Genomic DNA, 26235 nt, shown 5'->3' on the forward strand with positions numbered 1-26235 from the left:
CGGCTGGTGCGGCGCGACCCGCGCGCCGGCGAGCCCGCGACGCGGCTCGGCCTCAGCACCTGGCTCGCGACACGGCGCGGCGCCCCGACGCGCGACCGCGACGACCTCGTCCTCGATCCCGAAGCCGTGCTGCGCGCGCCGCATGCGCGAGCCACACGCCCCATGCCGGAGCCCCACCATGTCTGAAATCAGCCGCAGTGCCCTGTTCGGCAAGCTCGATGCGCTCGCCTACAAGGCGATCGAAGGCGCGACCGTGCTCTGCAAGCTGCGCGGCAACCCGTATGTCGAGCTGCAGCACTGGATCGCGCAGATCCTGCAGGCGCAGGACAGCGACCTGCACCGCATCGTTGCGCACTGCAGGCTCGACACCTCGGTGCTCGCCGCCGATCTGCAGCAGGCGCTCGACCGGCTGCCGCGCGGCGCGTCGTCGGTGACCGACCTGTCGACCTATGTCGAGAACGCGGTCGAGCGCGGCTGGGTCTACGGCTCGCTGATGTTTGGCGACGACCGGGTTCGCACCGGCTACCTGCTGATCGGCCTGCTGAAGACGCAATCCTTGCGCCATGCGCTGACGAGCATCTCGAAGCAGTTCGAGCGCATCCGGCTCGACGAGCTCACCGACGACTTCGCGGCGCTGCTCGCCGGTTCGCCCGAGGCCGGTCAGGCTGCGACGCGCGGCGACGCATCGCCCGGCGAGGCCAGCGCGGCGATCGCGCCGGCCGCGCTCGGCAAGCAGGAGGCGCTGAAGCGCTTCGCGGTCGACCTGACCGCGCGCGCGCGCAACGGCGAGATCGACCCGGTCGCGGGCCGCGATGAAGAGATCCGCCAGATCGTCGACATCCTGATGCGCCGGCGCCAGAACAACCCGATCCTGACCGGCGAGGCCGGTGTCGGCAAGACGGCAGTCGTCGAGGGCTTCGCGCTGCGCCTGGCGCGCGGCGATGTGCCGCCGCAGCTGAAGGAGGTGTCGCTGTACATGCTCGACATCGGGCTGCTGCAGGCCGGCGCGAGCATGAAGGGTGAGTTCGAGAACCGGCTGCGGCAGGTGATCGACGAGGTCCAGGCGAGCGCGAAGCCGATCATCCTGTTCATCGACGAGGCGCACACGCTGATCGGCGCGGGCGGCGCCGCGGGCACCGGCGATGCCGCGAACCTGCTGAAGCCGGCGCTCGCGCGCGGCAAACTGCGCACGATCGCCGCGACGACCTGGGCCGAGTACAAGAAGTACTTCGAGAAAGACCCGGCGTTGACGCGCCGCTTCCAGGTCGTGCAGATCGCCGAGCCGAGTGAAGAGAAGGCGGTGCTGATGCTGCGCGGCGTCGCGAGCGTGCTCGAAACGCACCATCGCGTGCAGCTGCTCGACGAGGCGATCGAGGCCGCGGTGAGGCTCTCGCACCGCTACATCCCGGCACGCCAGCTGCCCGACAAGGCCGTGAGCCTGCTCGACACCGCCTGCGCCCGCGTCGCCGTGAGCCAGCATGCGACGCCGCCCGAGCTCGAAGACACGCAACACCGCATCGAGGCGCTGACGATCGAGCGCGAGATCGCCGAGCGCGAAGAGACCGTCGGCATCGCGATCGGCGATCGCAAGCGACGCGTCGACGCCGCGCTCGCGACCGCGCGCGACCGCCTCGGTGCGCTCGAGGCGCGCTTCGCCGACGAGAAGGCAGTCGTCGATCGCGTGCTCGCGATCCGCGCCGAGCTGCGCGCCGGGTTCAAGGCCGTCGATGCGTCGCCGGAAGAAGCCTGCGTGCCCGACGGCCCGTCTGCGCGCGAGGCCCTGCTCGAGGAACTGCAGGGCCTGCAGCAGCGCCTGCGCGCGCTGCAGGGCGACACGCCGCTGGTGCTGCCGGTGGTCGATGCGCAGGCCGTCGGCAGCGTCGTGCAGGACTGGACCGGCATCCCGGTCGGCCGCATGGTGAAGAACGAGGTCGAATCGGTGCTGCGCCTGGCCGACACGCTCGACCAGCGCGTGATCGGCCAACGCCACGCGCTCGAGATGATCGCGCGGCGCATCCAGACCTCGCGCGCCAGGCTCGACAACCCGAACAAGCCGATCGGCGTGTTCATGCTGTGCGGCAGCTCGGGGGTCGGCAAGACCGAGACCGCGCTGGCGCTCGCCGAATCGCTCTACGGCGGCGAGCAGAACGTGATCACGATCAACATGAGCGAATACCAGGAAGCGCACACCGTCTCGACGCTGAAGGGTGCGCCGCCCGGCTACGTGGGCTACGGCGAGGGCGGCGTGCTGACCGAGGCGGTGCGGCGCCGCCCCTACAGCGTGGTGCTGCTCGACGAGGTCGAGAAGGCCCACCCCGATGTGCACGAACTCTTCTTCCAGGTCTTCGACAAGGGCTGGATGGAAGACGGCGAAGGCCGCTACATCGACTTCAAGAACACCATCATCCTGCTGACCTCGAACGCCGGCACCGACGTGATCATGCAGCTGTGCCGCGACCCGGCGCGGCTGCCGGATGCGCAGGCCGTCGCGAAGGCGCTGCGCGAACCGCTGCTGCAGGTCTTTCCGGCCGCGCTGCTCGGGCGCATCGTGACGATCCCGTACTACCCGCTGAGCGCCGCGATGCTGCGCGCGATCATCCGGCTGCAGCTCGGCCGCATCGGCCAGCGCATCGAGGCGAACCACGGCGTGCCGTTCAGCTTCGACGAGGCGGTTGTCGATCTGGTCGCGAGCCGCTGCAACGAGGTCGAGAGCGGCGGCCGCGTGATCGACGCGATCCTGACCAACACGGTGCTGCCGAAGATCAGCCACGAGTACCTGACGCGCTTGTCCGGCGGGCAGGCGATCAAGCGCGTGGCGCTCGGCGTCGAGAACACGGAGTTCTCGTACGGGTTCGATTGAGGGGATTCGATCGAGAGGCGGGGCGGCGACATGACTTTGGTCGCTTGCCGGCGAGTGGCCGGCTCTCTACGGTCGACGTGTCGGTAGCCCCCGCTTTCATCGCCCCATGCCCCAGCCGTTCCGGATCAAGACTGCCGCGTTCCCGGCCAGCGACTTGCTGCTCGAATCGATGAGCTGCACCGAGGGCCTGAGCACGCTGACCGAGATCAGCGCGTCGCTGCTGAGCCCGCGCAGCGACCTCGACGCCGACAAGATCCTCGGCCAGCCCGTGACCTTCGAGCTCGAACTGCGCGACGACGGCAAGCGCTTTCTCAACGGCTTCGTCACGCGCTTCTCGCAGACCGGCGCGAGCGGCCGCTTCCACCGCTACCAGGCGGTCGTGCGGCCGTGGCTGTGGTTCCTGACGCGCACGACCGATTGCCGCATCTTCCAGAACATGAAGGTGCCCGACATCGTCAAGACGGTGTTCGACGACCATCGCATCGCAGTGCACGACCTCAAGCTCTTTCGCGAGTACCGCGAATGGGACTACTGCGTGCAGTACCGCGAGAGCGACTTCAATTTCGTCAGCCGGCTGCTCGAGCATGAAGGCATCTACTACCGCTTCGAGCACAGCGACGGCAAGCACCAGCTGCTGCTGCTCGACTCTGCCAGCGTGCACGATCCGCAGCCCGACGGCGCCGCGGAACTGCCGTTCTTCGTGCCCGGCGGCCAGGCGCCGCCGGATCTCGACTTCGTCAGCCGCTGGGCCATGTCGCGCTCGGTGCAGCCGGGCAAATTCGCAATCACCGACTACGACTTCGAGAACCCGAGCAGCCGGCTGTTGACGCGCGGCGAGCAGCAGCGCGGGCACGACCTCTCCGACGCCGAGGCCTTCGACTACCCCGGCCTCTTCACCAAGCCGCCGGACGGCGCGCAGACGCTCGAGAACCGGCGCGACGAAGTGCAGTCGCGCTTCGAGGTGTTCAACGGCTCGACCAACGCGCAAGGCCTGCGCGTCGGCTTCACGTTCAAGCTCAAGCGCCATCCGCGCGCCGACCAGAACGCCGAGTACCTCGTCACCTCGACCAACCTGCAGGCGAACAACGGCAGCTCCGATGCCGGCCAGGCCGGCCGCAGCGACGCCAGCGGCCTGCAGTGCGAGTTCAGCGCGCTGCCCGCGGCGCAGCAGTTCAGACCCAAGCGCGCGACCCGCAAGCCCTTCGTGCAGGGGCCGCAGACCGCGTTCGTCGTCGGCAAGCAGGGCGACGAGATCCACACCGACAAGTTCGGCCGCGTGCGTGTGCAGTTCCACTGGGATCGCCTGGGCAAGAAGGACGAGAAGAGCTCGTGCATGGTGCGCGTCGCGCAGGTCTGGGCCGGCAAGAACTTCGGCGCGATCTTCATCCCGCGCGTCGGCCAGGAGGTGATCGTCGACTTTCTCGAAGGCGACCCCGACCAACCCATCATCACCGGCAGCGTCTACAACGGCGAGACGCTGCCGCCGTTCAAGCTGCCCGACAACGCGACCCAGAGCGGCTTCCTGTCGCGCTCGACGAAAGACGGCGTGGTCGCCAACGCCAACATGATCCAGTTCGAGGACAAGAAGGGCGCGGAGGCGCTGAACCTGCACGCCGAGAAGAACATGTCGACCTCGGTCGAGGCGGACCAGTCGAACAGCGTCGGGCACGACCTCTCGGAGCAGGTCAAGAACGATCGCAAGGCGACGATCGGCAACAAGGACACGCTGATCGTCGACAAGGGCGGGCGCAGCGTGACGATCAACGCGAAGGGCGAAAGCGTCCACATCACCGGCGGGCGCAAGTACACGGTCGGTGCAGGGCTGGACCAGAACACGATCAACACCGGTCGCATCACGTCGATCACCGGGCCCGAGAGCCTGTTCGTCACCGGGCCGGTGACGCGCATGGTCACCGGCAACACCACCGAGATTCACAACGGCGGGCTCAAGATCGGCGTGATGGGCAACGTCGCCGAAACAGTGGCTGGCGATGTCTTCTCCCAGACCGGCGGCGCGTACATCGGCAAGGCGGCGAGCTTCGGCTACGAAACGCCGGGCAACATCCTGTTCAAGGCCAATCAGTTCAACCGCATCGTGAACCAGGCCAACGACACCTTTCTCGGCCCGAACACCGGCACCTACATCGGCGCGGCCACCAGCACGATGATCGCCGGCGCGCGCAATACCTTCATCGGCATGAAGAACGAGCTCGAGATGGCGATTGCGCTGAAGACCTCGATCGGTGCATCGATCAACACAACGATCGCCGCTTGCATGAACGTGGGCGTGGCCGTCACCGTCGACATGATGGCCGGCCCGACGCTCGAGATGGGACCGGTCGGGCTGCAGCAGAAGACGATGGATGTCGCGCAAAGCGCGATGAAGATCATCGCCGGCGGCGGTGGCGGCGGTGGCGGTGGTGGCGGAGGAAGCGCAGGCGGAGCATTTGCTGCCGCTGTGGGGGGCTTCGCCGGCCTCCTCGCCGCTCAGCGAAATCTCGAGGGAGCGAGCGCGGACGCCGCCGCGTTCTTGAAGACGGCCCAGGAAGAAAGCGGTCAATCGAACGCGCAGACCTTGCTGGGTGCTTTTCTGGCGATGCCGGCGAGCGCACTCAGCCTTGGAACCCAGCAGTTCGAGGCCAGTCATCCGGAGCAGTCGGATGCCGCGATGGAGAAACGTCAGGCCGCGCTGAAGGCGCAGACCAAGACGGCTGCCGAAACGATGGCGCAGGGCGCACAAGCCGACGCGGCCGCCACCTCGGCCAAGGCGGAGAGCGACGCAGCCACGTTCGAGGCGGCGCGATCGCCGACCGGTCCCGCCGGTGCCGCGTCATCGCCCCCAAGCGCGAAGCCGCCGGGTCCCATGAAGCCGGGACCGCTCAGCGGGGCTTGATCACAATGCAAGTTCACAAACCGATGTGCATCGGCCTCGGCTCCCGCCCGATCCAGTTCCGCGGCAAGCTCGGCCTGAGCATCTCGGCCGCGCTTTACTTCCCGTTCCGCGCGCAGGCGCCGTTCGCGCTCTGGACCGAGGCCTCGATGTGGCGCTTCCTGGCGCAGGAGATGGTCGAGCCGCTGATCGACGAGGGCGTGCTGAAGACGACGCCCGAGTATCTCGTGCACGGGGTCGCGCATCCGCCCGAGAAGCCGGCGGCGGCCTGTGCGGTGCGCGCGCGTGTCGGCGACCGCACCAAGACACTGGTGGTGCACGGCGATCGGGTCTGGAACGGCCGCAATGCGAGCGTGGCGCGGCCCTTCGAGCAGATGCCGCTGGACTGGTTCCTGGCCTACGGCGGCCCGGACTATCCGGCCAACCCGGTCGGCAAGGGCCGCATGCCGGCGCCGTCCGATGCCCCCCGGTCGCTGCCCAACGTCGAATACGCGCAGGCACCGCTGACGCTTCCCGACCAGGAAGTGATTCCCGCGGGCTTCGGTCGCCTCGATCCGATGTGGGCGACGCGCGCTCGGCACCGCGGCACCTACGATGAACACTGGCTGCAGGAGCATGCGCCCGCCTTCCCGCCCGATCTGCACTGGAGTCACTTCAACCTCGCGCCACCCGACCAGTGGTTCTCGCGGGCGCTGGTCGGCGACGAGCGCTTCGAGTTCGATCACCTGCACCCAACACAGTCAAAAGTCGGCGGTTGCTTGCCCGGCCTGCGCTGCCGCGCTTTCGTCCAGTACGGCAGCGGCCCGCAGAAGGGCAAGCTGCGCGACGTGCCGCTCGCCCTCACGACGCTTTGGTTCTTTCCGCATGTCGAGCGTGGCGTCCTGCTGTTCCAGGGGCTCGCCGACATCACGGAAGACGACGCCGCGGACGTCGCAATCCTGATGGGCGCGGTCGAGCGCGTCGGCGAACCCCGCAGCGACGCTCACTATCGCCAGGTGCTGCAGCGCCGCGAGGATCCGCAGATGGGGGCCCTCTACGGCCTGCTCGACTCCGACCTGACGCCGCAGGGCATCGACAACATCGATCCGGACATGGCGGCCATCGAGGCCGACTACAAGATCGAAGGCTTTCTCGGCGAGGCACAGTACCGCGGCGCCGAGGCCAAGGTCGAGCAGGCGCGCCAGCGCACGCGCGAGCTGGGCCTCGATCCGGACGCACTCGGCGTTCGCATGCCGCCGCGCGAACCCGTGCCGACCTTGAGTGAGCTGCCGGCGCACGTCGAGCGAATGCTCGTGCGGGCTGCCGACGAGACGAAGCAAGCCATGGCCGCTGCGGCGGTCGATGTCGCACGCGCCCACGAGACCGCGAAAGCGCATGGCATCGATCCGGCAGCTCTGCAAACCAAGGGGCCGCCGCGCTTCAAGGCGGCAAGCGAGTTGCGCGCGTTGATCGGTACGCTGACGGAACGGCCTGATATCGCGGCCGGCGCGAAGGAGCTGCTGGCGATCGCACCAAAGCTCATCGAAGCAGAAGTCGCGCTGAAGATGGCGTATGCCGCATCGGCCCATCTTCAGGCGCCTGCCGATCCTTTGCCACTGGAGAGCGCGGCGACGCTGAAGGCGCTCGTTGCGCGGGCATTCGCCGCGGGCGAGAGTCTCGCCCATCTCGACCTCACGGGTGCCGACCTGTCGGGGCTCGACCTGCGTGGCGCCGACCTTCAGGGTGCACATCTGGAGGGCAGCAACCTGACAGACACACGCCTGTGCGGTGCGAACCTCTCGCACGCAGTGCTCGCACATGCAACGCTGGCCGGTGCCGACTTCAGCAAGGCGCGACTGCCAGGCTCGAACCTCGGCGCAACGAGGATGGCCGGCGCAAGCTTTGATGAAGCCGACCTGACCGGCGCGATCCTCTCCAACGCAACGCTCGATGGCGCGTCGTTCCACGCGACGCAACTGATCGGCGTGCAGTTGCTTGGCACCGTGTTCGGCGCCTGCGACTGGCGTGGGGCGCGCGCCGCCGGTGTACTGTTCCACCAGATCGACCTGTGCGGCCTGGTCGCCGAAGCTGCCGACCTGTCGTCCTGCAATTTCCTCGAATGCAAGCTCGACGGCGCGCGTTTCGTGGGTGCGCGGCTGGCCAGCGCGAACTTCCTCAAGTGCTCGGCTGTCGGCGCGGTATGGAGCGGCGCGCAGCTGACACAGGCAGTGTTCGCGCAGCAGTGCGATCTGAGCGAAGGCAAGTTCCCGAAGGCCGATCTTGCACAAGCGAACCTGCGTGGCGCGCGCCTCGCCAACGCGATATTCACCGGTGCGCGCCTCGACGGCGCCGATCTGTCAGAGGCCGACCTGACCGGCGCCGACCTGAGCGGGGCCAGCCTGCGTCAGGCGCTGCTGATCCGCACCCGGTTGCAGCGCGCCCGCGCCGTGGCGTCGAACTGGAAGGACGCGGTGGCGCAGAAGGTCGACCTGCGCGGTGCCGATCTGAGCGCGTCCAACCTGTTCGGCAGCGACCTGTCGCAGGCGCATCTGGACCAGGCGACCGGGCTGCAACACGTGCTGGCCGAGCGCGTGAAGATTCATCCGAAGCGCCGGCCGGAAGCCGCCGGGTCGACAGCATGAGTGCTCCGGACACCTTGCGCCCCGAGCAGGTCGTGGTGCTCGCGCATTTTGGCGAGCCGATCGCCGGCCGCGATCTCGGCGGCATCCGGCTGGCGCGCGCACCGCTGCGCGGCGCGATCTTCAGCCAGGTGCGGCTCGCGCACTCCGATCTTGGTCACGCGGACCTGCGGGAAGCGTTCTTCGACCAATGCGACCTGTCGGGCGCTTCGCTGGAAGGCGCACAGCTGCGCGGCGCCGTCTTCAGCCGCTGCGACCTGTCGGGCCTGCGCGCTGCCGCGTCGTCATGGCATGCGGCCAAGCTGCTCGAGTGTTCGGCCGCGAATGCGAACTTCGCCGCCGCGGACTTCAACCTCGCAGCAGTGCATCGCACGCGGCTCGACCAGGCCGACCTGAGCGGGGCGCTGCTGGATCGCGTCACGCTGATCGACTGCTCGCTGAAGGGCGCGCTGCTCCGCGATATCCGATTCCATCAGGCAACGTTGTCGGCTCTCGATCTTGTCGACGCCGATACCGCCGGCTGCAGCTTTGACTCGGTGGTGTTCCACCGCATCGATCTGAGCGGCCGCAGCTTTGCCGGCCAGGCGCTGCAAGGTTGCCAGTTCACCGAAAGCACGCTCGCCGGCGCCGACTTCACGCGCGCGTCGATCCGCCGATGCAACTTCCAGAACAGTGAACTGGAGCGAGTCATCTTCGTCGGCGCCGATGCCGAACGCTGCATCTTCGCGAAGGTGCGTGCGGTCGGCTGCGAGTTCGCGTCGGCGCGGCTGCGTCAGGCATTGTTCAGCGAGGCGGCGCTGCGACGCTGCCGCTTCGACGCCGCTGACCTCTATCAAACCCATTTCGCCGACGCCATGCTCGAGCAGTGCAGCCTGCGCGATGCCGAACTCACCTACGCCGATTTCTCGCGGGCGCGACTCATGCAGTGCGACATGCAGGGCAGCCGCGTGACGCAGACCAAGCTGCACCGTGCCGAGGTATCGACCTCGCGCATGCCGAACTTGGTCGATGCGCTCGGCACCGACGTGGCGCTGGCGCGCGCCGAGCTGTGGCCGCAGCCGATATGAACAACGAAGGAGAACATTCGATGAACGCTCGAGTCGATGTGCAGAGCTTGTTGGAACTCGAGGCGATGCAAGGGGTCGCCACCGTGGTCGCCGCGGAGGGACACTCGGCGATCGCGCAATACGGCGGGCGCACGTTCTCGATGCGCGTGGCCGCATCGTGCCTGCTTCTGCCAGCGGCGGGCGACCTCGTATGGTGGTGCGCGGACCATGGCGACGCCGATGGCACACGCTGGATCACGCAGCTGCTCGAACGTGCAGGCAGTGCTGCGCCGACCTTGCAATTGCCAGCCGACACCACCCTGTGCGCGGGAGGCGGCTTTCTGCGCATCGTCGCGGACGATCTGCGCCTCGAGTCGGACGCGCTGCAGATCAAGACGCGCCAGGCTCGGCTGCTGTTCGACACCGCGGAGGCGGTCGGCGCCTGCTGGCAGGCGGTCGTCGGCGCACTTCGCTGGACCGGCAGCAGCATCGCCGCGGTCGTCGGCAACGTCACGCTGGCGGCGAAGACGCACCAGCGCTTCACCGAAGGCAGCGACACGGTGCGCGCCGGCACGCTCGACCTGCGCGCGCAGGGGCTCGCCACCCTTCACGCCGAGCATGTGCTGATCGAGGGCGAGCGCCTCGTGAAGGCACGCGCGCCGCAGATCCACATGGGCTAGGGCCGGAGACACCGCATGTTTGCCAACTGCCAGATGATGGGCACCGACATGGGGTTCCCCGATGTCTGCCTCACCCCATCGCCGGTCGGGCCGGTGCCGATCCCGTATCCGAACATCGCGATGGGCCCGATGGCGATCCCGAATGTTCCGACGGTGCTGATCATGGGTGCGCCAGCGCACAACATGGCAACCTCAATCCCGATGACCAACGGCGACAACGCGGGGGTCTCGATGGGCGTCGCCTCCGGCACGGTGATGGGCCCGTCGCGCCACCTGACCGGCGCGTTCACGGTGCTGATCAACGGCATGCCGGCGACGCGGCTGACCAGCATGTCGCTGCAGAACAGCACCAACTGCCCGGGGGCGCGCATCGTGCCGAGCCAGGTTCTGCTGCTGCTGCTCGCGCCCTGAGCGCGATCGTCGCCATGTGACTTTGGTCGATTGCCGCGCCCGGGGCGCTGACCGATAACGTCAAGGCGCGACTCCTCTGCGCATGGCTCCGGTCGCTTCGCCTCATGAACCTCGTCATCCGCGCCCTCACGCTCGACAACCGTCCGCTCAGCGAAGCGCTCACCGGCAGCTTCGGCGCGGCCGGGGGCACGATCGGGCGCGCCGACGACAACACGATCGCGCTGCCCGATCCCGAGCGCCACATCTCGCGGCTGCAGGCGCAGGTCGTGGTCGAGGCCGGCGGCTACCTGATCCGCAATGCCGGCACCGCGAACCCGATCGTGCTGAACGGGCGCGCACTCGCACCGGGTGAACGCGCGCCACTCGCCGATCGCGACGAGCTGCAGATCGGCGGCTACGTGCTCGGCGTGCAGCTCTCTGACGATGACGAGGCCCGCACGATCACGAAGCCGCGGCCGGCCGCGACGCGCATCGAAGTCGCGGCGCCGATCTCGTCCCCGATCGCCCTGCCGATCGACGAGCGGCCACGCGCGCCGGCGCCCGTCGCGACCGACAGCAACCCGTTCGCCGATCTGCTGATGCCGGGTTCGTCGGGCAGCGGCGCGGTCGACCCGTTCGCGTTCCTCGATGCACCGAGCCGCGACGCCGCACCGCGGCCGATCGCCGTCGAGCGCCCCGGCGCGGCGGCCGCCTTGAAACTCCCCGACGACTTCGATCCGTTCGCCGACATCATGGCCGCGCCCGCACCGGCTGCGGTCGCAGCGGCACCGTTCGCGTCGGCGCCGGATCTGCTCGGATCGATCGGCGCCGGTTCGGCGTCGGGCCCGAGCCTCGACGACGCGTTCGGCCTGTCCAGCGCCACCGACCCGCTCGCGGCGTTCATGGGCGGCGCGACCGCGACGGCGCCCGACGGCAGCGCGGGCTTCGGCATCGATCGCAACACCGATCCGCTGGCGATGTTCTCGACCGGCGAGGGCACGCCGGGCGCGCACGGCGCCGGGATCCCGGCGGCGTTCAACCACACGGCCGAGCTCGCGGGTGCGTACACCCCGCCGCGCGTGTTGCCGGACGTGGCGCCGCCCGACCCGGCGCAGCCGCCGCTTCCACCGCCGCGCGCGCTGCCGGATCCGCCGCCGCGCATGCCGCCCTCCGTGCCGCCCTCCGCAGCACCGATGACCGGCACCGACCCGCTCTGGTCCGCGTTCTGCGAAGGCGTCGGCATCCGCATGGACCTGCAGCAAGGCCTGACGCCGCAGCAGATGCAGCTCATCGGCCAGGTGCTGCGCGAGGCCATCGACGGCAGCTTGCGGCTGATGAGCGTGCGCGCGACGACCAAGCAGGAACTGCGCGCGCAGGTCACAACGATCCGCAGCCGCAACAACAACCCGCTGAAGTTCGCACCCGATGCACAGCTCGCGGCGCAGCAGCTGCTGCAGCCGCCGCTGCGCGGCTTCATGGCCGGGCCCGCGGCGATGCAGGACGCGATGCACGACCTGGTCGGTCACAGCATCGGCACGATGGCCGGCATGCGCGCGGCGCTCGCGGGCGTGCTCGAGCGCTTCGCGCCGCGCTCGCTCGAAGCCAAGCTGTCGGCCCGCAGCATGCTCGACAGCCTGCTGCCGATGAATCGCAAGGCCAGGCTGTGGGATCTGTACCTGCAGCACTTCGAATCGATCCGCAGCGACGCGCACGACGACTTCCACACGCTGTTCGGCAAGGCCTTCGTCGCGGCCTACGAAGACGAGCTCGATCGCCTGCCGCGTGCGTCGCCCGAATGAGCGCGCCGGACGTCGCCATGCACGAGGTCGTGATCGCCAGCCGCAGCGAGGTCGGCGCGCGCAGCCGCAACGAGGATTGCCTGACCCATGGCGCAATCGCGTCGGGCTGGTACGCGGTGCTGGCCGACGGCGCCGGCGGCCATCGCGACGGCGCGCTCGCCTCCGAGCTGGTCGTTCGCGTCGCGGCCGGCGCGCTTCAGACACGCGCCGCGCACGAGGCGCTGCAGCCGCATGCGCTCGGCCAGATCGTGCAGGACGCGCACGAAGCGCTGAACCGCGAGCAGGAAGGCCTGCGCGACCGCCAGCGCATGCACGCGACGCTGGTGCTGCTGTGGATCGACGCGGACCATCGTCACGCGCTCTGGTCGCATGTCGGCGATTCGCGGCTCTACCTGCTGCGCCGCGGCCGGGTCGACCGCGTGACGCGTGACGACAGCGCGGTGCAGCGCATGGTCGATGCCGGGCTGCTGACGCCGGAGCAGGCCGGCGAGCACCCGAGCCGCCACCAGCTGATCGCCGCGCTCGGCTCCGACGAGCCGATCGAGCCGCATCTCGGCGACGGCGCGCTCGCGCTGCACGATGGCGATGCGTTCCTGCTGTGTTCCGACGGCTGGTACGAGCCGCTGGCCGCGGCCGACATCGAGGCCACGCTGGCCCGTGCCGCGACCGCCGACGCGTGGCTCGCGGCGATGGAGCAGCTGGTGCGGCAGCGCCAGCAACCGAGCCAGGACAACTTCAGCGCGATCGCGGTCTGGGTCGGCAACCCGGCCGAGATCACACGCTTCGGGGCGCCGTGAAGCGCCGCGGCCACGCACCCACTCACTGCTCAGGAGAAGACCATGCACCTCATGAAGCGATCGATCCCGTCCGGCGCCGCGTTCGCCGGTCTCATGCTCTGCGCCGCGCTCGCGGCCCCTGCCGCGGCGCAACCCGTCGACACCAAGCTGCTGCGCGGCAAGGCGGTCACCGAGGCCAACGTGCTGGACGCGCTGACGCCGGCACCGACGAATGAACCCGTCGTGACGCGCAGCCTGAAGGTCTCGCCCGATTCGGCGGTGGCCGCGGTGCTCGCGCCGCGCAAGAAGCCCAGCGCCTCGCTGCTGATCACCTTCGAGACCAACTCGGCCGCGCTGACGGCGCGCTCGAAGGAGCAGCTCGACGTCGTCGCCGCGGCGTTGAAGAACGACCGGCTGAAAGACTTCGGCTTCGATGTCGAGGGCCATGCCGACCCGCGCGGCAGCGCCGAAGGCAACAAGACGCTGTCGCAGCAGCGCGCCGAGAGCGTGCGCAACTACCTGGTCGCGACGCACGGCCTCGCGGAGTCACGCCTGCGTGCCGTCGGCAAGGGCGACGCCGAGGTGTTGAACACCAAGGACATCGCCGCGGCCGAGAACCGCCGCGTGACGATCGTCACCATCACGCAATGACCACGCAATGAACTTCGAGGAGCCCTGCATGCACACCACCACGAACCGCGCAACACGCGCATTACTGAGCTTGCTGGCCGCCGCGGGCGTGGGCTTGGCGAACGCACAGTCCGTCAGCAACAGCGAGGCGCAGAAGGCCGCGATGCAGCTCGCGAAAGGGATTCGCGCGGTCACCGGCGGCCAGCCGGCGCCGAAGAAGCTGCCCGCCGGCGACCCGTGCGCGATCTTGTCGCTGGCCGATGTGCAGAAGGTCTTCCCCGGCGCCAAGGCGGGCGAGCGCAGCCGGCGGCTGGAGGAATACGGCATCACCGAGTGCGGCTGGAAAGGACCGAACAACGTGGTCGTGCTGGCGGCGCAGGAGTCCTACACCAGCGCCGAGACCAACGCCCGGGAGGAAGCGCTCGGTATGGCTCAGGGGGTCACCGATCCCTTCAAGCCGCAATCGCTGAAGAACGTGCGCATCGAATCCTTCGCGAGTCTGGGCGTCGACGCGGCTGCCTTCGTGGAAACGGCCGACCCCAAGCGCGGCATCCTCGGCGATGGCGCGTTGATGGAGCTGCGCCGCGGCAACCATGCGATTTCACTCGGATCGGGCGAGTTGCCGCGCCGCGATCGCGGCGCGGCGCTGAAGGCGTTCGAGGATCTGGGCCGGGTGGCGGCCAAGCGGCTGCAGTAAAGAGCTTGACCGGGCGCGCCCTCAACACTACTTCCAAACTGGAGAACGCCATGCGTACCGAGCCGATAGCTCTGCTCGCTCTTTGCCTCAGCGCTCTGCTCAGCGGCGGCTGCTCCAAGGAGGGCGCTACGCCGGAAGATAAGGCAACGACCGCGACGCCTGTCTCCAGGAAGCGCGCCAGCGCCTGCGAGCTGGTGACGCCGACCGAGATGTCGGCGATTCTGGGTGGCGCGGTGCTTGCCACAGCCGGCGGAAACGACCGGCCGCCGGCCTCGACCGAGTGCATCTACTCGTCGGCCGCGGGCCCGGTCCCTTATGCCGAACTGGAGGTCGACTGGGGCGGTGGCGACACGCAAGCCCTGGGCTCTGCCGCCGGGCTGGCCCAGGGTGCCGGACCCCCAGGCGCGGTCGATCCACTGCAAGGCCTGGGCGAACGCGCCTACCAGGTCACCGCTGACCAGGTCTTCGTCAGCACCCAAGGCAACCTGATGATGATCCGCTTCCCGCCACGAACAGGCGACGTCATTCTGAAGGCGCGACGGATCTACCAGACCGCCAGCCCGAGGATGTGAGTTGGGGACCTTTCGATCGACCCTGCCGCGTTACCTCGCTGCGACCTCCTCGATCCGGATCATCGACGCGCCGAAACGCCCGTCGCATGCGCGCCCGTCCGTGGCGGCGCAACGCGGCTCGCCGAACCACGGCGTTGCGACACCGGCGGCATCGGTCCACGCGCGCTGCAGTGCCGCGAGATCGAACTCGGGGATGCTCTCGCCGGCCTTGATGCCCGCGGCCGCGAACTCGCGCGGCTCGCGCGACACCATCGTGACGATGTGATTGACGCCCGCCGGTCCGCCGGCAGTGATCTGCCAGCCCTTGCGCGGCAAGGTCATCAGCGTGTCGGCGGCGATGCGGTTGTTCTGGTCGAGCGCGTTCGGGAACAGCAGCTGCAGGTGCGCCTGGTCGGTGCCGGCGAGAAAGACATAGAGGTGGCCGGCCTCGCTGGCCTTGACGCGAAACTGCATCCGGTCGGTGCCGATCACGATGCGCTCCTTGTCGGCGATCGTGTTCACCGAGATCCGCGGGTCGCCATGACGAACGATGTCTTCGAGCGCCGCGACCGGGCCGAACGCTGCGCGTGCCGGTCGTGTGTCGGCGACGGGCGGCGGCGCCGGCGCGGCGCTTGCGGGCGACGCAACCGGCTCGGCGCGGGCGACCGCTTGCGCCGGCGCCGCGCCGCTGCGCGTGAAGTACCACGCCGCGCCACCGACGACCGCGAGACCTGAGAGCCCGACGAGCAGCAGTGCGACGCCGCGCCGTGAAGGCGGCGCTGCGGGTGCCGGTGCCGGGATCGGTACCGGCGCCGACCGCTCGTCGACGGCCGCGGCAGGCGCAATCCGCTCGGTCACGACATGGCGCGTGGGTTCGGCGCTCGACCGCGGCGCGATGAACACCGTCGCTTCCGAATCGACCGGCCGCATCACGGTCGCATCGCCCTCGTCGGCCGGCAGCGACGGCGCGAACAGCCGGGCGCGCAGCGCCGCGATGTCGGGCGGCCGCTGCTCGGGCCGCACCGCGAGGCCGGCGTCGATCGCCGCCAGAAACGCCGGCGAACAGCGGCCGCGCGCGCTCGTCGCGAGCGGCACCAGGTCGTCGTTCATCATGCGGCCGACCGCCGCGGTCGGCGCGCGGCCGCTGATCGCCATGTAGAGCACCGCGCACAGCGCGTAGACGTCGGTCCACGCGCCCTGCTTCATCGAGGGCACCTCGGCGTACTGCTCGATCGGCGCGTAGCCGGGCTTCAGGATCACCGTCAGCGCCTGCGTCGCGTCGCCGATCACGCGCCGCGCGGCACCGAAGTCGAGCAGCAGAGGGCGCTGCTCGGCGCCGAGCAGCAGGATGTTGTCGGGCGCGATGTCGCGGTGGTAGCAATGGTCGGCGTGGATCAGCGCCAGCGCGTCGAGCAACGGGCCGAGCAGGCGCTTCAGCCAGGCCTCGTCGGGCGGCTGCGCCTGCGCCTTCAGCCATGCCTTCAGCGTCGGCCCCTCGTAGAACGGCATCACCATGTAGGCCGTGCCGTTCTGCTCCCAGAAGCGGTAGACCTTCACCAACGACGCGTTGTCGAACGAGGCCAGCAGCCGGGCTTCGTTGACGAACGAGCGCAGCCCGAGGTCGAAGGTCTCCTGGTGGCGCTGCGAACGCACCGCGACCGCGTCGTCGGCCTGGCGCACCGCAAGCGACGCGGGCATGTACTCCTTCAGCGCGACGGTGCGATGCAGCTGCAGGTCGCGCGCCAGGTAGACGATGCCGAAGCCGCCCTCGCCGAGCACGCGCTCGATCTCGAACTCGTGCAGCCGGTGGCCGTGCGGCAGCGGCGCGACGGCGCCGCGGTCGGCCTCGCTGCTGTTGGCATCGCGCCTTGCGGCGATCGGATCCTCCATCACCAGGCCCCTTCGAGCAGGTGCACGAACGAGCCCGCGGCCGGCAGGCCGACCGCGACGCTCAGGCTGCCGTCGCTGCCGCCGGGTCGCGCAGGCCACCACACCGAGCAGCCCTGGAAGCGCCGCAGCGTGTCGAAGGTGCCGACCTGCTGCAGGCTCTGCGCCAGCGTCATGCCGGCCGGCACCGCATGACGGCTGCGATCCGGCCACTGCTTCGGCGCGCCGATGACGAGCTGCGCGGCGCGCGGCGCCGTCGGCACCTGCCACGCCGGCGTGGCGGCCAGCGCGCTCTCGAAGCCCTCGAGCGTGGCACCGGGCTGCAGCGTCGCGAGCGCGGCGTCGCCGAGCTGCACGAACCAGCGTTCGAGCCGGTCGAGATCGGGGCCGCTGCGCGGTGCCTCCAGGCAGGGCTGCGCGATCAGCAGCGGGAAGTAGCGCCCGACCCCGTCGACGCTGGGCATCAGCACGCCGAACCACCAGCGCGCGTCGAGCACGCCGGGGGCCCACGCGAAGCGCCACAGCGGGCTCGTCAGATAGGCGTCGAGCCAGCGCTCGCCGAGCTGCGCACGGCTCGCTTCGAGGCAGCGCGACAGCCAGGCGTCGCAAGCCTGCGTGAACTCGGGTGCGACGCGCCGGCTCGCGAAATCGCCGAGGCAGGCGAGCTTGCCGAACCAGCCGGCGGTGGTTCCGGCGCCGGCGGCGCCGGCGGCGTCCTTGTCATTGGCGAGGCCGTTCACAACGTGGTCGGGCAGCTGAACTCCGCGAGCTCGCGCAGGCGGAACGGGTTGACGACGCTGCTGGCGGTGACCTCGAAGGTCGCCTTGCGCCCGTCGACCTCGAAGGTGACGCGAAAGCGCTCCGGCGCACCGGCCGGCGCGATCTGCATCCGGTCGAAAAGCCGGAACAGCGCCCACGGCCCTTCGGCCACCGCGCCGGAAGAGCCGGTCGCGAGCGCCGGCTGCAACTGCACACGCACCTGCGTGCTGCCGCGCGGGCCCGGCCACTGCACCGAGGCCGGGATCTGCGGGCCGTGCGCGTACTTCACCAGCTGGCCGTCGACATCGAGCGTGAACTGCGTGATCGTGTCGTCCATCTCGAGCGGCTTGAAGTCGAGCCGCAGCGCGGGCACCTTGCCGCCCGAGCGGAAGAAGGTGTCGCGGATCGCCGCGGCGCGCTGGAACTGGCCCAGCGTGCCGGTGTCGGTGCCGAGCCTGGCCTCGCCGAGCTGGCGAAAACTCCAGGGCCGCGTGTTGGTGTCGACGAAGCTCGCGAGGTTCTTCTGGAAGAACTCGTCGAACAGGCCGCCGGGCGAGAACAGCCGGCCGAAGTCGTCCTGCGTGACATCGTTGCGGCTGGCGCGCGCGAACGGGTAGCGGCCCGCGACCGCCTGCTTGCAGAAGTCGCCGATGCCTGAATTCACCGCCTGGCTCAGGTTCACACGCGTCGCGCCGAGCGCCGCATTGCTGCCGCTCGCGGAGAGCGTCGTCAGCAGGCTGCGCACCGGTTCGGGCAGCCGCGCCGCCTCGGCCTTGACCTTGTTCGGCAGCTCCGAGACCGGCGGCGCGTTGCCGCCCTTCACCGCCGTGTCGGCCGCGGTCAGCAGCGCATAGACCTCGTTGATCAGCGCGATCGTGCCGTCGATCGGCGCCGCGCCGGTGCCGCCGGGCGGCGCGCGCACGAGGCTGCGCAAGCCCTCGAAGCGGTCGTCGACGATGCTCTCGATGCGTGCGCCCGGCGCCACCGCGCCCGGCGCGGCCTTGTTGCCGAGCAGGCGCATCAGCTGCTCGCGCGAGTCGCTGATCGTGCTCGTCGCCTTCGCTTCGGCGCGCTCGACCACGCCCTTCGAGTCGTTGACGGTCAGCGTCGTCTCCTTGACCATCGCGCGCACCAGCGGCGCGAGCGGGTTGTCGGGCGACGACAGGATGCGCGCCATCTGCACCGCCTGCGCGAGGTTCGCGGTCGGCGCCATGCGCACGTCGGCGATGAAGACCTCCCACTGCTTGGCGTAGTCGGTCAGGTAGAGACGGCGTACCTCGTCGATCAGGCGCGCCAGGCCGAGCGGGTCGCGCAGCGCCGAGGCGCGGGTCGGCTCGCTCAGGCCGAGCACCCAGCCCTCTTCGTCGCTGAGCTGGCGGGTGCTGCGCTCGACCTCGCGTTGAAAGCCGCGGTGGTAGCCGTCGTACGTGTAGAGCCCCGGCACGCCGCGCGTCAGCGGTGCGCCGCTGGCGCGGGCGAACACCAGCGCGGCGCCGGCACCGGCCGCCTTCGCGACCGTGAACTCGCCGATCTCGGCGCCGACGCCCTGGCGCCGCAGCCGGTTGTAGACGCGCTGCGCGAGCGGCACGGTGGCGAGCCGCGCACGGGTCTGCGCGAGCAGCGCCTTGTCTTCGGGCAGCGGCGACACCGCGGCGCCTTGCGCGAGCAGCGCATCGAGGTGCGATTCGAGCGCCGCGCGCTGTTCGGACGTGACCTCGCGCGGCAGGTTGGCGTCCCAGTCGGCCATCACGTAGAGCTTGAGTGCCTGGGCATCGAAGTGCTCGGGGTCGTGCAGCATCACGTAGGTCTTCAGCGCCTCGTACTGCAGCTCCTGGTTGTCGTTGCTGTTCTTCAGCTGCTCCTCGACGCGCAGCGCGATGCGCGGCTGCAGCGCGTCCACCAGCATGCGCTTGTAGACGAGCTGCGTCGCCGAGTCGAGCTTGCGGCCCTGGTACAGCCCGAAGCCCAGCGACCACGGCACGCTGCGCTGCTCGTCGACGGCCAGCGCCTTCGTCGCGGCGAGCGCCGGCAGCAGCACGACCGCGTCGGAAGACGCGCGGTTCGGCGTCGCCTGCACCAGCTGGCGCACCGCGTCGGCACGTGCGCTGACCGCGGCGACGTAGTGGCGGTTGTTGACGTAGCTGACGCCCCAGGCCGTCAGCGCACCGACGCCGAGCAGCCCGACCAGCGCGTAGCCGGCGAGCGCCACCGCCGAGCGGCGCCGCTCCCACTTCAGGTTGGTGCCGGCCAGGCCGGCCTCGCCGAACACCAGCTCCTGCAGCAGGCGCGACAGGAAGAAGCTCTTGCCGCTCGGCTGGTTCACCGGCAACGCGGTGCGCGCGAGCCGGTAGGTGCGCGCGACGCTGCCGAGCAGGCGATCGATCGGCGTGCCCTCCTGCGTGCCGCTGACGAAGTAGACGCCGCGCAGCAGCGGGTGCGCCTCGAACTGCGACGGCGAAAACACCTTCGTGACGAACTCGCCGAGCACGCCGCGCAGCCCGGCGAACTGCTGCGGGAACGCATAGATGCGCGCGCGCCGCTGCAGGTCGCGCTCCGACTGCAGCCGGTCGATCAGGCCATCGCCGAGGCGCTGCTCGAGCGCGTCGAACTCCGCGCCAAAGCCGCCCAGGTCGCAGCGCTGCTGCGCGTCGAGCTTGAACGTGAAGCCCCACGGATCCTGGCGCAGCTCCTTGCCGGCGTCGCCGAGGTAATCCATGAAGCCGGCGAGCAGGTCGCACTTCGTGACCAGCAGGTAGATCGGGAAGCGGATGCCGAGCTGCTCGTGCAGCTCCTGCACGCGCGTGCGCACCGCCGCGGCGTGCGCGGTGCGCTCGGCAGCGCTGCGCGTCAGCAGATCGGTCACCGAGACCGTGACGAGCACGCCGTTCAGCGGCTGGCGCGGCCGGCTCTTCTTGATCAGGCCGAGAAAGCCGGACCAGGCCTGGGCGTCGGTGTCGCGGTCGCTGTCCTGCGTGGTGTAGCGGCCGGCGGTGTCGATCAGCACGGCCTGGTTCGTGAACCACCAGTCGCAGTTGCGCGTGCCGCCGAGGCCGCGCACCGAGGCGTCGCCCAGGCTCGCGGCGAGCGGGAATTCGAGGCCCGAGTTCAGCAGCGCGGTGGTCTTGCCGGAACCCGGCGCGCCGATGATCACGTACCACGGCAGCTCGTACAGGTAGCGCTGCCCGACGCGCGCGCTGACCTGGCCCCACACGCCGGTCTCGCCGCCGAAGCGGGCCTGCCTGAGTGTCGTCAGCGCCTTCTCGAAGCGCTCGCGAACGATGTTCATCTCGGCCGCCGCGGCATCGTTCGGCGGCGCCGCGCCGGGCGCGGCGGGCGCGGCCGCGAGCAGCTGATTGACGACCGCGCTGTTGCTGCGCCGCGCGCGCCAGGCGCGCCAGGCCTTGCTCAGCAGGTACAGCAGCACGACGGCGGCGATCAGCACCCCCCGCGCGGTCGCGCTCTCGAGCGGCCGCGCCTCGCCGATGCCCAGCAGCGGGCCGACGATCCAGATCAGCAGCGCCAGCGCGATCAGCCCAAGTGCCGCGAGCACCCAGCCGTTGAAGATCAGCCCGAACAGCTTCTTCATGAGCCGCTCCCCGGCTTGGCGGCGAGCAGCAGCACCTCGACGCGGCGGTTCAGCGCACGGTTGCCAGCGCTGTCGTTCGCGACCACCGGCTCGCCGTCGGCGCGCCCCTCGGCGCCGACGCGCGCCGCCGGCACACCCTGCGACACCAGGATCGCGCGCACCGCCTTGGCGCGTTCCTCGCTCAGGTGCCAGTTCGACGGGAAGCGCAGCGAGCGGATCGGCTGGTTGTCGGTGTGCCCGGTCACGAGCACCGGTCCGGGCACCTGCGCGAGCGCCTCGGCGATGCGCCGCATCAGCGCCTCGCGGTCGCCTGAGAGGCTCGCGCTGCCGGGGTCGAACAGCCCGTCGCCGCGGATCGTGATGACGCTGCGGTCGATCTCGTCGCGCACCGCGACCAGCCCGGCCTTGATCTCGCTCGCGAGAAACTGCGCCAGCCGCGGCTTCGGCGCCGGCAGCGTGACCGGCGGTGTCGGCGGCATCAGCCGCAGGCCCTGGATCTGGCCGTAGACCGGGTCCGACAGGCCGCCGAGCGAGAACGCGAGCAGCAGGTAGATGCCGGCGAGCAGCGTCGCGGCGACCGCCGCGCTGACCCACAGCGGCAGCCACGACAGCAGCGAGCGCCGCTTCAGCGCCTGGCCGCGCCAGTGCTGCGCGAGCGGCTGTGCGTAGTCGCCGCGCTCCTTGCGCAGGATCTGCGCGAGCCGCTCGCGCACCGCCTCGAGCTGCGCGCGCCCGCCGTCGACGACGCGGTAGCGGCCCTCGAAACCGAGGCACACCGCGGCATAGATCATCTCGAGCAGATCGCGGTTGCCGGCGGGGTTCTCGGCCAGCTTCGCCATCAGCTGGAACACCTTCTCGCCGCCCCAGGTCTCGTTGTGGAACATCGCCAGCAGGCTGTGCCGCCCCCACACGCCCGAGCCGCCCCACGGCGTGCCGGCGGCCGCCTCGTCGAGCAAGGTACACAGGATGTAGCGCGCGGCCATCACGCGCTCGGGCGCGATGCCCTGCTGGCGCGCGTGCGCCTCGAACTCGCGGATGCCGTGCGCGAGCGAGTCCTTCAACGTGCCGGGGTCGGTGAGCTGCGAGGTCGCGCGGATCTGCGGCACCACCGCGAGCAGGCGGTTCGCCAGCGCGAGCAGCGGGTTGATGCCGCTGTCGGCGGGACCGAGGTCTTGCACCGCGTCGATGCCGGCCGAGTCGGATGCGGCCGCCGGCGCCGGCCCGCGTGCGCCCGGTGTCGGCAGCACGAAGGTGCGCTGGCCCTCGAGCGCCGCGAACGGATCGTGGCCGGGATCAACGGGATTGGCAGGGCACATCGCGACACCTCGGCAGATGGATCACTGGCCGATCACTGGCGGATCGCCCAGAGCTCGAGCTCGAGTTCCGGGAAGTCGCCGGCAATGTGCAGCGCCAGGTTGCCGGTCTTCTGGAACTGCCGCCACAGATCGCTGCTGCGTTCGAGCTCGAAATAGAAATGCCCGGCATGGAACGGCAGCTGGCGCGGCGCGACCGGCAGGCTGGTCAGGCCGATGCCCGGCAACTGCAGATTGACCAGATCGCGGATCCGGTCGACCGGCCCGAACTTGGTCTGCGCGATGAAGCGCTGGCGCAGCTGCTCGGCCGGCAGTTGCGCGCTGACCGCGAGCACGAAGACGCCGTGCTGCGCGAGCTCGAGATCGGCCACCACCGCGGTGCGCACGCCGTGCGTGCGCTCGACCAGCGGGATCTGCACCGCGTTCTGCTCGAGCACCGTCGACAGCATCTTGCGCAGCTCGTCGATCAGCGGCGTGAAGCAGCCGCGCAGATCGTCGTGCCGGTACACCGGAAACTCGGGCGCGCGGCGCGCGGCGCTCGCGAACGTGGCGAGCTCGCCGGCGAGCTGCAGGCAGGCGCCGAACAGCGCGTACGGATGTGCGTTCGGTGCCCGCGCGTGCTCGCGAAACAGCGGCTCGGCGCGGTTCAGCACCTGCAGCATCATGAAGTCGGCCAGCTCCGAGACGCCGTGGCTGAGCTGCCCCATGCGCCCCGCGAGCGCCTGCGCGCGCTGCGCGATCAGGCCGTGCAACAGGCGCACGCTGCCGGCCAGCGTCTCGGTCGCATCGATCACGACCTGCGGCGGGATGTAGCCGCGATCGAGCAGCACCTGGTGGTCGCTGCGGCGCTCGATCACTTGCGCGACGCCGAGCAGCGCATAGGCGTCGGTCGCCTCCTTCGCGCGCACCAGCCGCAGGCGCAGCCGGCCGACCTGGATGCTCGCGGCTTCGTCCGAAGCGCTGGTGTGATCGCGCACGCCTTCCTCGACCGCCTCGAGCCGGCACGGGCCATCGCCGGGCACACCCTCGAAGCCGACCTCGGTGACGCCCTCGCGGCTCAGCGCGAGCGCGAGGTGGACGAGCTCGCCCTTCATCTCGGGCGCGACCTCCAGCGGCAGCGGCGGTGCGTCGAGCTGCGGGATCGAGAACGGCGTGCCGTCGGGCAGCACGCCGGTCGCGCGTGCGATACCGACCTTGCCGAGCGCGAGCAGCGCGTCGTCGAGCACGATCTCGGTGAAGCCCCAGGCGTGCGGCGAGTGGCAGCGCGCACGCGCATCGACCAGCCGCGCCACGTGGCGCGCCTCCTGCTGGAAGTGATGCGGCTGCAGGAACATGCCCTGCGACCAGACGACCGGCGAGACCCAGCTCATTGGGATGCGACCTTCGCCGTCACCGCGATCTCGCTGGCCTGGATCGTGACGATGTTCTTCACGTTCGGCTTGATCGCGACCAGCGTCTTCCAGCGCGCCCGTTCGATGTCGCGAAACGCCGCGACGATGCCGATGAACTTCGCGTCGGGCGCGACCGTCTTCTCCCACGGCCGGGTTTCGCCAGGCCGCAGCACGAACTCCTCGCGCGCCGTCATCTCGGCCGCGAGCGTGGCCTGGTCGCGCTCGTACAGCGACACGAAGTCGGCCGCCTCGAAGGCCGCCGCCGACTTCAGTTCATAGACCCGCACGACCAGCGGCGAGGCGCGCTTGTGCGCATCCGGGTTCACGCTCGCGCCGGCCTGCAAGGTGGCCGACACGAGGGTCGGCTTCGGCGGGCTGGCGCAGCCTGCGATCAGCAGCGCTGCGAGCATGCAGGCCGCAGTCGCCAGGAACTTCGATGCCTTCGGACCCATGGGAATCCCTCCAGGAACGCTCTGAAGAATACCCAGCGAGTCGCGCAAGAAGGCATGACTTAGGTAACCCGAATGCAGCCTCGAAGCGCGCGATGCGGGTTACCAAGGTCAATTGATGCGCACCGGTCGCGCCGCTACGGTCATGCCATCGAATCGCATACACCCATGTCCAACGCAGCGTCATCGGCCCGCGCACGATCGCCTCGCAGCCTGCGGGCGTTCGCGCTCGGCGCTTCCTGTGTGATGGCCGCCGCCGCGGCGGCGCTGATCACCACGGGCTGCGCGGGTGGCGCGCCGGCTGTGGCTCCTCGCGCCGAAACGCCGCCGGCTCCCGCGCCGGCAGCGATACCCCTCGCAGCACCCGCGACCAGCGCACCCAGCGCGGCACCGGCCGACGTGCAGACACGCCATGCCTTGTTCAGGGCCAGCCGCTACGCTGACCTGCCCGGCTGGGCCAGCGACGATCTGATGACCGGCTGGGACGCGTTCGGCGCCTCATGCAAGGCGCTCGCACAGCGCGACGCGTGGAAGCCGGTGTGCGCCAGCGCGAGCCAGGTCGCGCGCACCACGCCCGAGGTGCGGCGCTTCTTCGAGACGCAGTTCGCGCTGTTCCGACTGCTGAATGCCGACGCGAGCACCGAAGGCGATGTGACCGGCTACTACGAGCCGCTGATCGCCGGCAGCCTGCGCAACGAAGGCGTCTACAGCGTGCCGGTCTATGGCGTGCCGAACGATCTGTTCTCGCTCGACTGGAAGACCATCCCGGGCCCGCAGCGCGGCAGCACCGTGCAGGTCGCGACGCGCGGGCGCGAGCTCGTCGTGCTGCCGAGCCGGCAGCCCGGCAGCTACGCGCTCGACACGACGCAGTTCGAGTTCGACGCGCGCGATCGGCGCTGGCGCCTGCGGCTCGACAACGGCCGCGCGCTGCCGTACCGCACGCGCGCCGAGATCGAGGCGCAGGGCCGCATCGATGCGCCGGTGGTCGCGTGGGTCGACGATGCGCTCGCGCTGTATGCGATGCAGGTGCAGGGCTCGGGTCGCATCCGCCTCGGCGACGGCAGCGTGCTGCGCCTGCAGTACGCCGAGCAGAACGGCCATCCGTTCAGGCCGGTGCGTCTCGCGAGCAAGACACCCGAGCGACCGGTCACGCGCGGTGCGTCGGCGGCCGAGGAGCCCGAGCGTTTTGCGCTCGCGCGGGATGATGCGGGCGACACCGCGCCGGCGCCCGTCACACGCGGCGTGAAGCCGTTGCTGGCCGCCGCCGCACCGGCGCCGAAGCCGAAGGCCGATCAGGGCGACGATCTGGTCGAGCAGCTGCTGAGCGATGCGCAAGCCAGGAAGACCGCGCCGCCGGCACGCGCGCCGGCGAAGCCGCGTGCTGCGACGAGCGTTCCCGGCGCGCCGCGCACGACCGCGCTCGACAGCGACCCGAGCTACGTGTTCTTTCGCGTCGCGTCGGACCAGCGTCCCGGCAGCGGGCCGGTCGGCGCGCTCGGCGTGCCGCTGACGGCAGGCCGCTCGATCGCCGTCGATCCGCGCGTGACGCCGATGGGCTACCCGGTCTACCTGTCGGCACCGACCCCGCCCGGCTCGACGCTCGCGCTGCAACGCCTCGTGATGGCACAGGACACCGGCGGCGCGATCCGCGGTGCGATCCGCGCCGACTTCTTCTGGGGCTTCGGCACGGCCGCCGGCCACCAGGCGATGCGCACGCGCGAGCGCGGCCAGCTGTGGCTGATGCTGCCGCACGCCGAAGCCGCGCGCCTGCAGGGCAGCGGTCTCGTGACCCGCGGGGCGCGCGCGTCACGCAACACGCCGATCGCCGCGTCGCAATGCCTGATCGCCGACGAGACCTTCTGCTCCGAGCCCGACTGAAGCGGATTCGTGTTCCCCCCACCCCTGCGGACGCA

At 70.3% G+C, this 26235-nt stretch carries 19 protein-coding genes; 13 read left to right on the top strand and 6 right to left on the bottom strand.

Going from position 1 to position 26235, the window contains the following annotated elements; translation table 11 throughout:
* The 12 genes from AC1DTW_RS23055 to AC1DTW_RS23110 all read left to right on the top strand — a co-directional run.
* Positions 1–186: hypothetical protein (locus AC1DTW_RS23055; RefSeq protein ID WP_477983733.1), on the top strand; the 186-nt coding region annotated here is incomplete at its 5' end.
* The gene (gene tssH, locus AC1DTW_RS23060) at positions 179–2860 is read left to right on the top strand and encodes a type VI secretion system ATPase TssH (RefSeq protein WP_477983734.1); all 2682 of its coding nucleotides are present in this window, start codon (positions 179–181) and stop codon (positions 2858–2860) included. The genes AC1DTW_RS23055 and tssH, both read left to right, overlap by 8 nt.
* A 106-nt stretch (positions 2861–2966) precedes the next feature.
* Complete coding sequence (locus AC1DTW_RS23065; protein WP_477983735.1) at positions 2967–5753, top strand: type VI secretion system Vgr family protein; 2787 nt, start codon at positions 2967–2969, stop codon at positions 5751–5753.
* 5 nt (positions 5754–5758) lie between these two features.
* A complete protein-coding gene (locus AC1DTW_RS23070) occupies positions 5759–8371 on the top strand; it encodes a DUF2169 family type VI secretion system accessory protein (RefSeq protein WP_477983736.1) in 2613 nt (870 codons plus the stop codon).
* Positions 8368–9435, top strand: a complete 1068-nt coding sequence (locus tag AC1DTW_RS23075) for a pentapeptide repeat-containing protein (protein WP_477983737.1) — start codon at positions 8368–8370, stop codon at positions 9433–9435. Before AC1DTW_RS23070 ends, AC1DTW_RS23075 begins: the two co-directional genes overlap by 4 nt.
* Before the next feature lie 20 nt (positions 9436–9455).
* On the top strand, positions 9456–10094 hold the full coding sequence (locus AC1DTW_RS23080) for a DUF3540 domain-containing protein (protein WP_477983738.1): 639 nt from the start codon (positions 9456–9458) through the stop codon (positions 10092–10094).
* A 15-nt stretch (positions 10095–10109) separates the two neighbouring features.
* Complete coding sequence (locus AC1DTW_RS23085) at positions 10110–10505, top strand: DUF4150 domain-containing protein (RefSeq protein ID WP_477983739.1); 396 nt, start codon at positions 10110–10112, stop codon at positions 10503–10505.
* Positions 10506–10609: 104 nt separating this feature from the next.
* Entirely contained in the window at positions 10610–12283 is a 1674-nt protein-coding gene (tagH, locus tag AC1DTW_RS23090; protein WP_477983740.1) for a type VI secretion system-associated FHA domain protein TagH, read from the top strand.
* Positions 12280–13080, top strand: coding sequence for a PP2C family protein-serine/threonine phosphatase (locus AC1DTW_RS23095; protein ID WP_477983741.1), 801 nt, complete (start codon positions 12280–12282; stop codon positions 13078–13080). Before tagH ends, AC1DTW_RS23095 begins: the two co-directional genes overlap by 4 nt.
* Positions 13081–13122: 42 nt before the next feature.
* Positions 13123–13710, top strand: coding sequence for an OmpA family protein (locus AC1DTW_RS23100; RefSeq protein WP_477983742.1), 588 nt, complete (start codon positions 13123–13125; stop codon positions 13708–13710).
* A gap of 7 nt (positions 13711–13717) precedes the next feature.
* Entirely contained in the window at positions 13718–14386 is a 669-nt protein-coding gene (locus AC1DTW_RS23105; RefSeq protein WP_477983743.1) for a hypothetical protein, read from the top strand.
* A gap of 50 nt (positions 14387–14436) precedes the next feature.
* The gene (locus AC1DTW_RS23110) at positions 14437–14958 is read left to right on the top strand and encodes a hypothetical protein (RefSeq protein WP_477983744.1); all 522 of its coding nucleotides are present in this window, start codon (positions 14437–14439) and stop codon (positions 14956–14958) included.
* 30 nt (positions 14959–14988) lie between these two features.
* On the opposite strand, the gene AC1DTW_RS23115 is transcribed toward AC1DTW_RS23110, so the two are convergent.
* Genes AC1DTW_RS23115 through tssJ form a run of 6 tightly spaced genes read right to left on the bottom strand, consistent with a single transcriptional unit; the run spans position 14989 to position 24325 of the window.
* A complete protein-coding gene (locus AC1DTW_RS23115; RefSeq protein WP_477983745.1) occupies positions 14989–16827 on the bottom strand; it encodes a serine/threonine-protein kinase in 1839 nt (612 codons plus the stop codon).
* Positions 16827–17564, bottom strand: coding sequence for a type VI secretion system-associated protein TagF (tagF, locus tag AC1DTW_RS23120; RefSeq protein ID WP_477983746.1), 738 nt, complete (start codon positions 17562–17564; stop codon positions 16827–16829). Before tagF ends, AC1DTW_RS23115 begins: the two co-directional genes overlap by 1 nt.
* The gene (tssM, locus tag AC1DTW_RS23125) at positions 17561–21169 is read right to left on the bottom strand and encodes a type VI secretion system membrane subunit TssM (RefSeq protein WP_477983747.1); all 3609 of its coding nucleotides are present in this window, start codon (positions 21167–21169) and stop codon (positions 17561–17563) included. Before tssM ends, tagF begins: the two co-directional genes overlap by 4 nt.
* Positions 21166–22485, bottom strand: a complete 1320-nt coding sequence (locus AC1DTW_RS23130; protein ID WP_477983748.1) for a DotU family type VI secretion system protein — start codon at positions 22483–22485, stop codon at positions 21166–21168. The genes tssM and AC1DTW_RS23130 overlap by 4 nt, the downstream gene beginning before the upstream one ends.
* Before the next feature lie 32 nt (positions 22486–22517).
* Positions 22518–23852, bottom strand: coding sequence for a type VI secretion system baseplate subunit TssK (tssK, locus tag AC1DTW_RS23135; RefSeq protein WP_477983749.1), 1335 nt, complete (start codon positions 23850–23852; stop codon positions 22518–22520).
* Positions 23849–24325, bottom strand: coding sequence for a type VI secretion system lipoprotein TssJ (gene tssJ, locus AC1DTW_RS23140; protein WP_477983750.1), 477 nt, complete (start codon positions 24323–24325; stop codon positions 23849–23851). The genes tssK and tssJ overlap by 4 nt, the downstream gene beginning before the upstream one ends.
* 396 nt (positions 24326–24721) lie before the next feature.
* Here tssJ and AC1DTW_RS23145 point away from each other — a divergent pair, with 396 nt between their 5' ends.
* Complete coding sequence (locus AC1DTW_RS23145; protein ID WP_477983751.1) at positions 24722–26200, top strand: MltA domain-containing protein; 1479 nt, start codon at positions 24722–24724, stop codon at positions 26198–26200.
* The last annotated feature ends 35 nt before the right edge of the window (positions 26201–26235 follow it).

This window comes from Rhizobacter sp. P5_A1, from assembly GCF_056400745.1.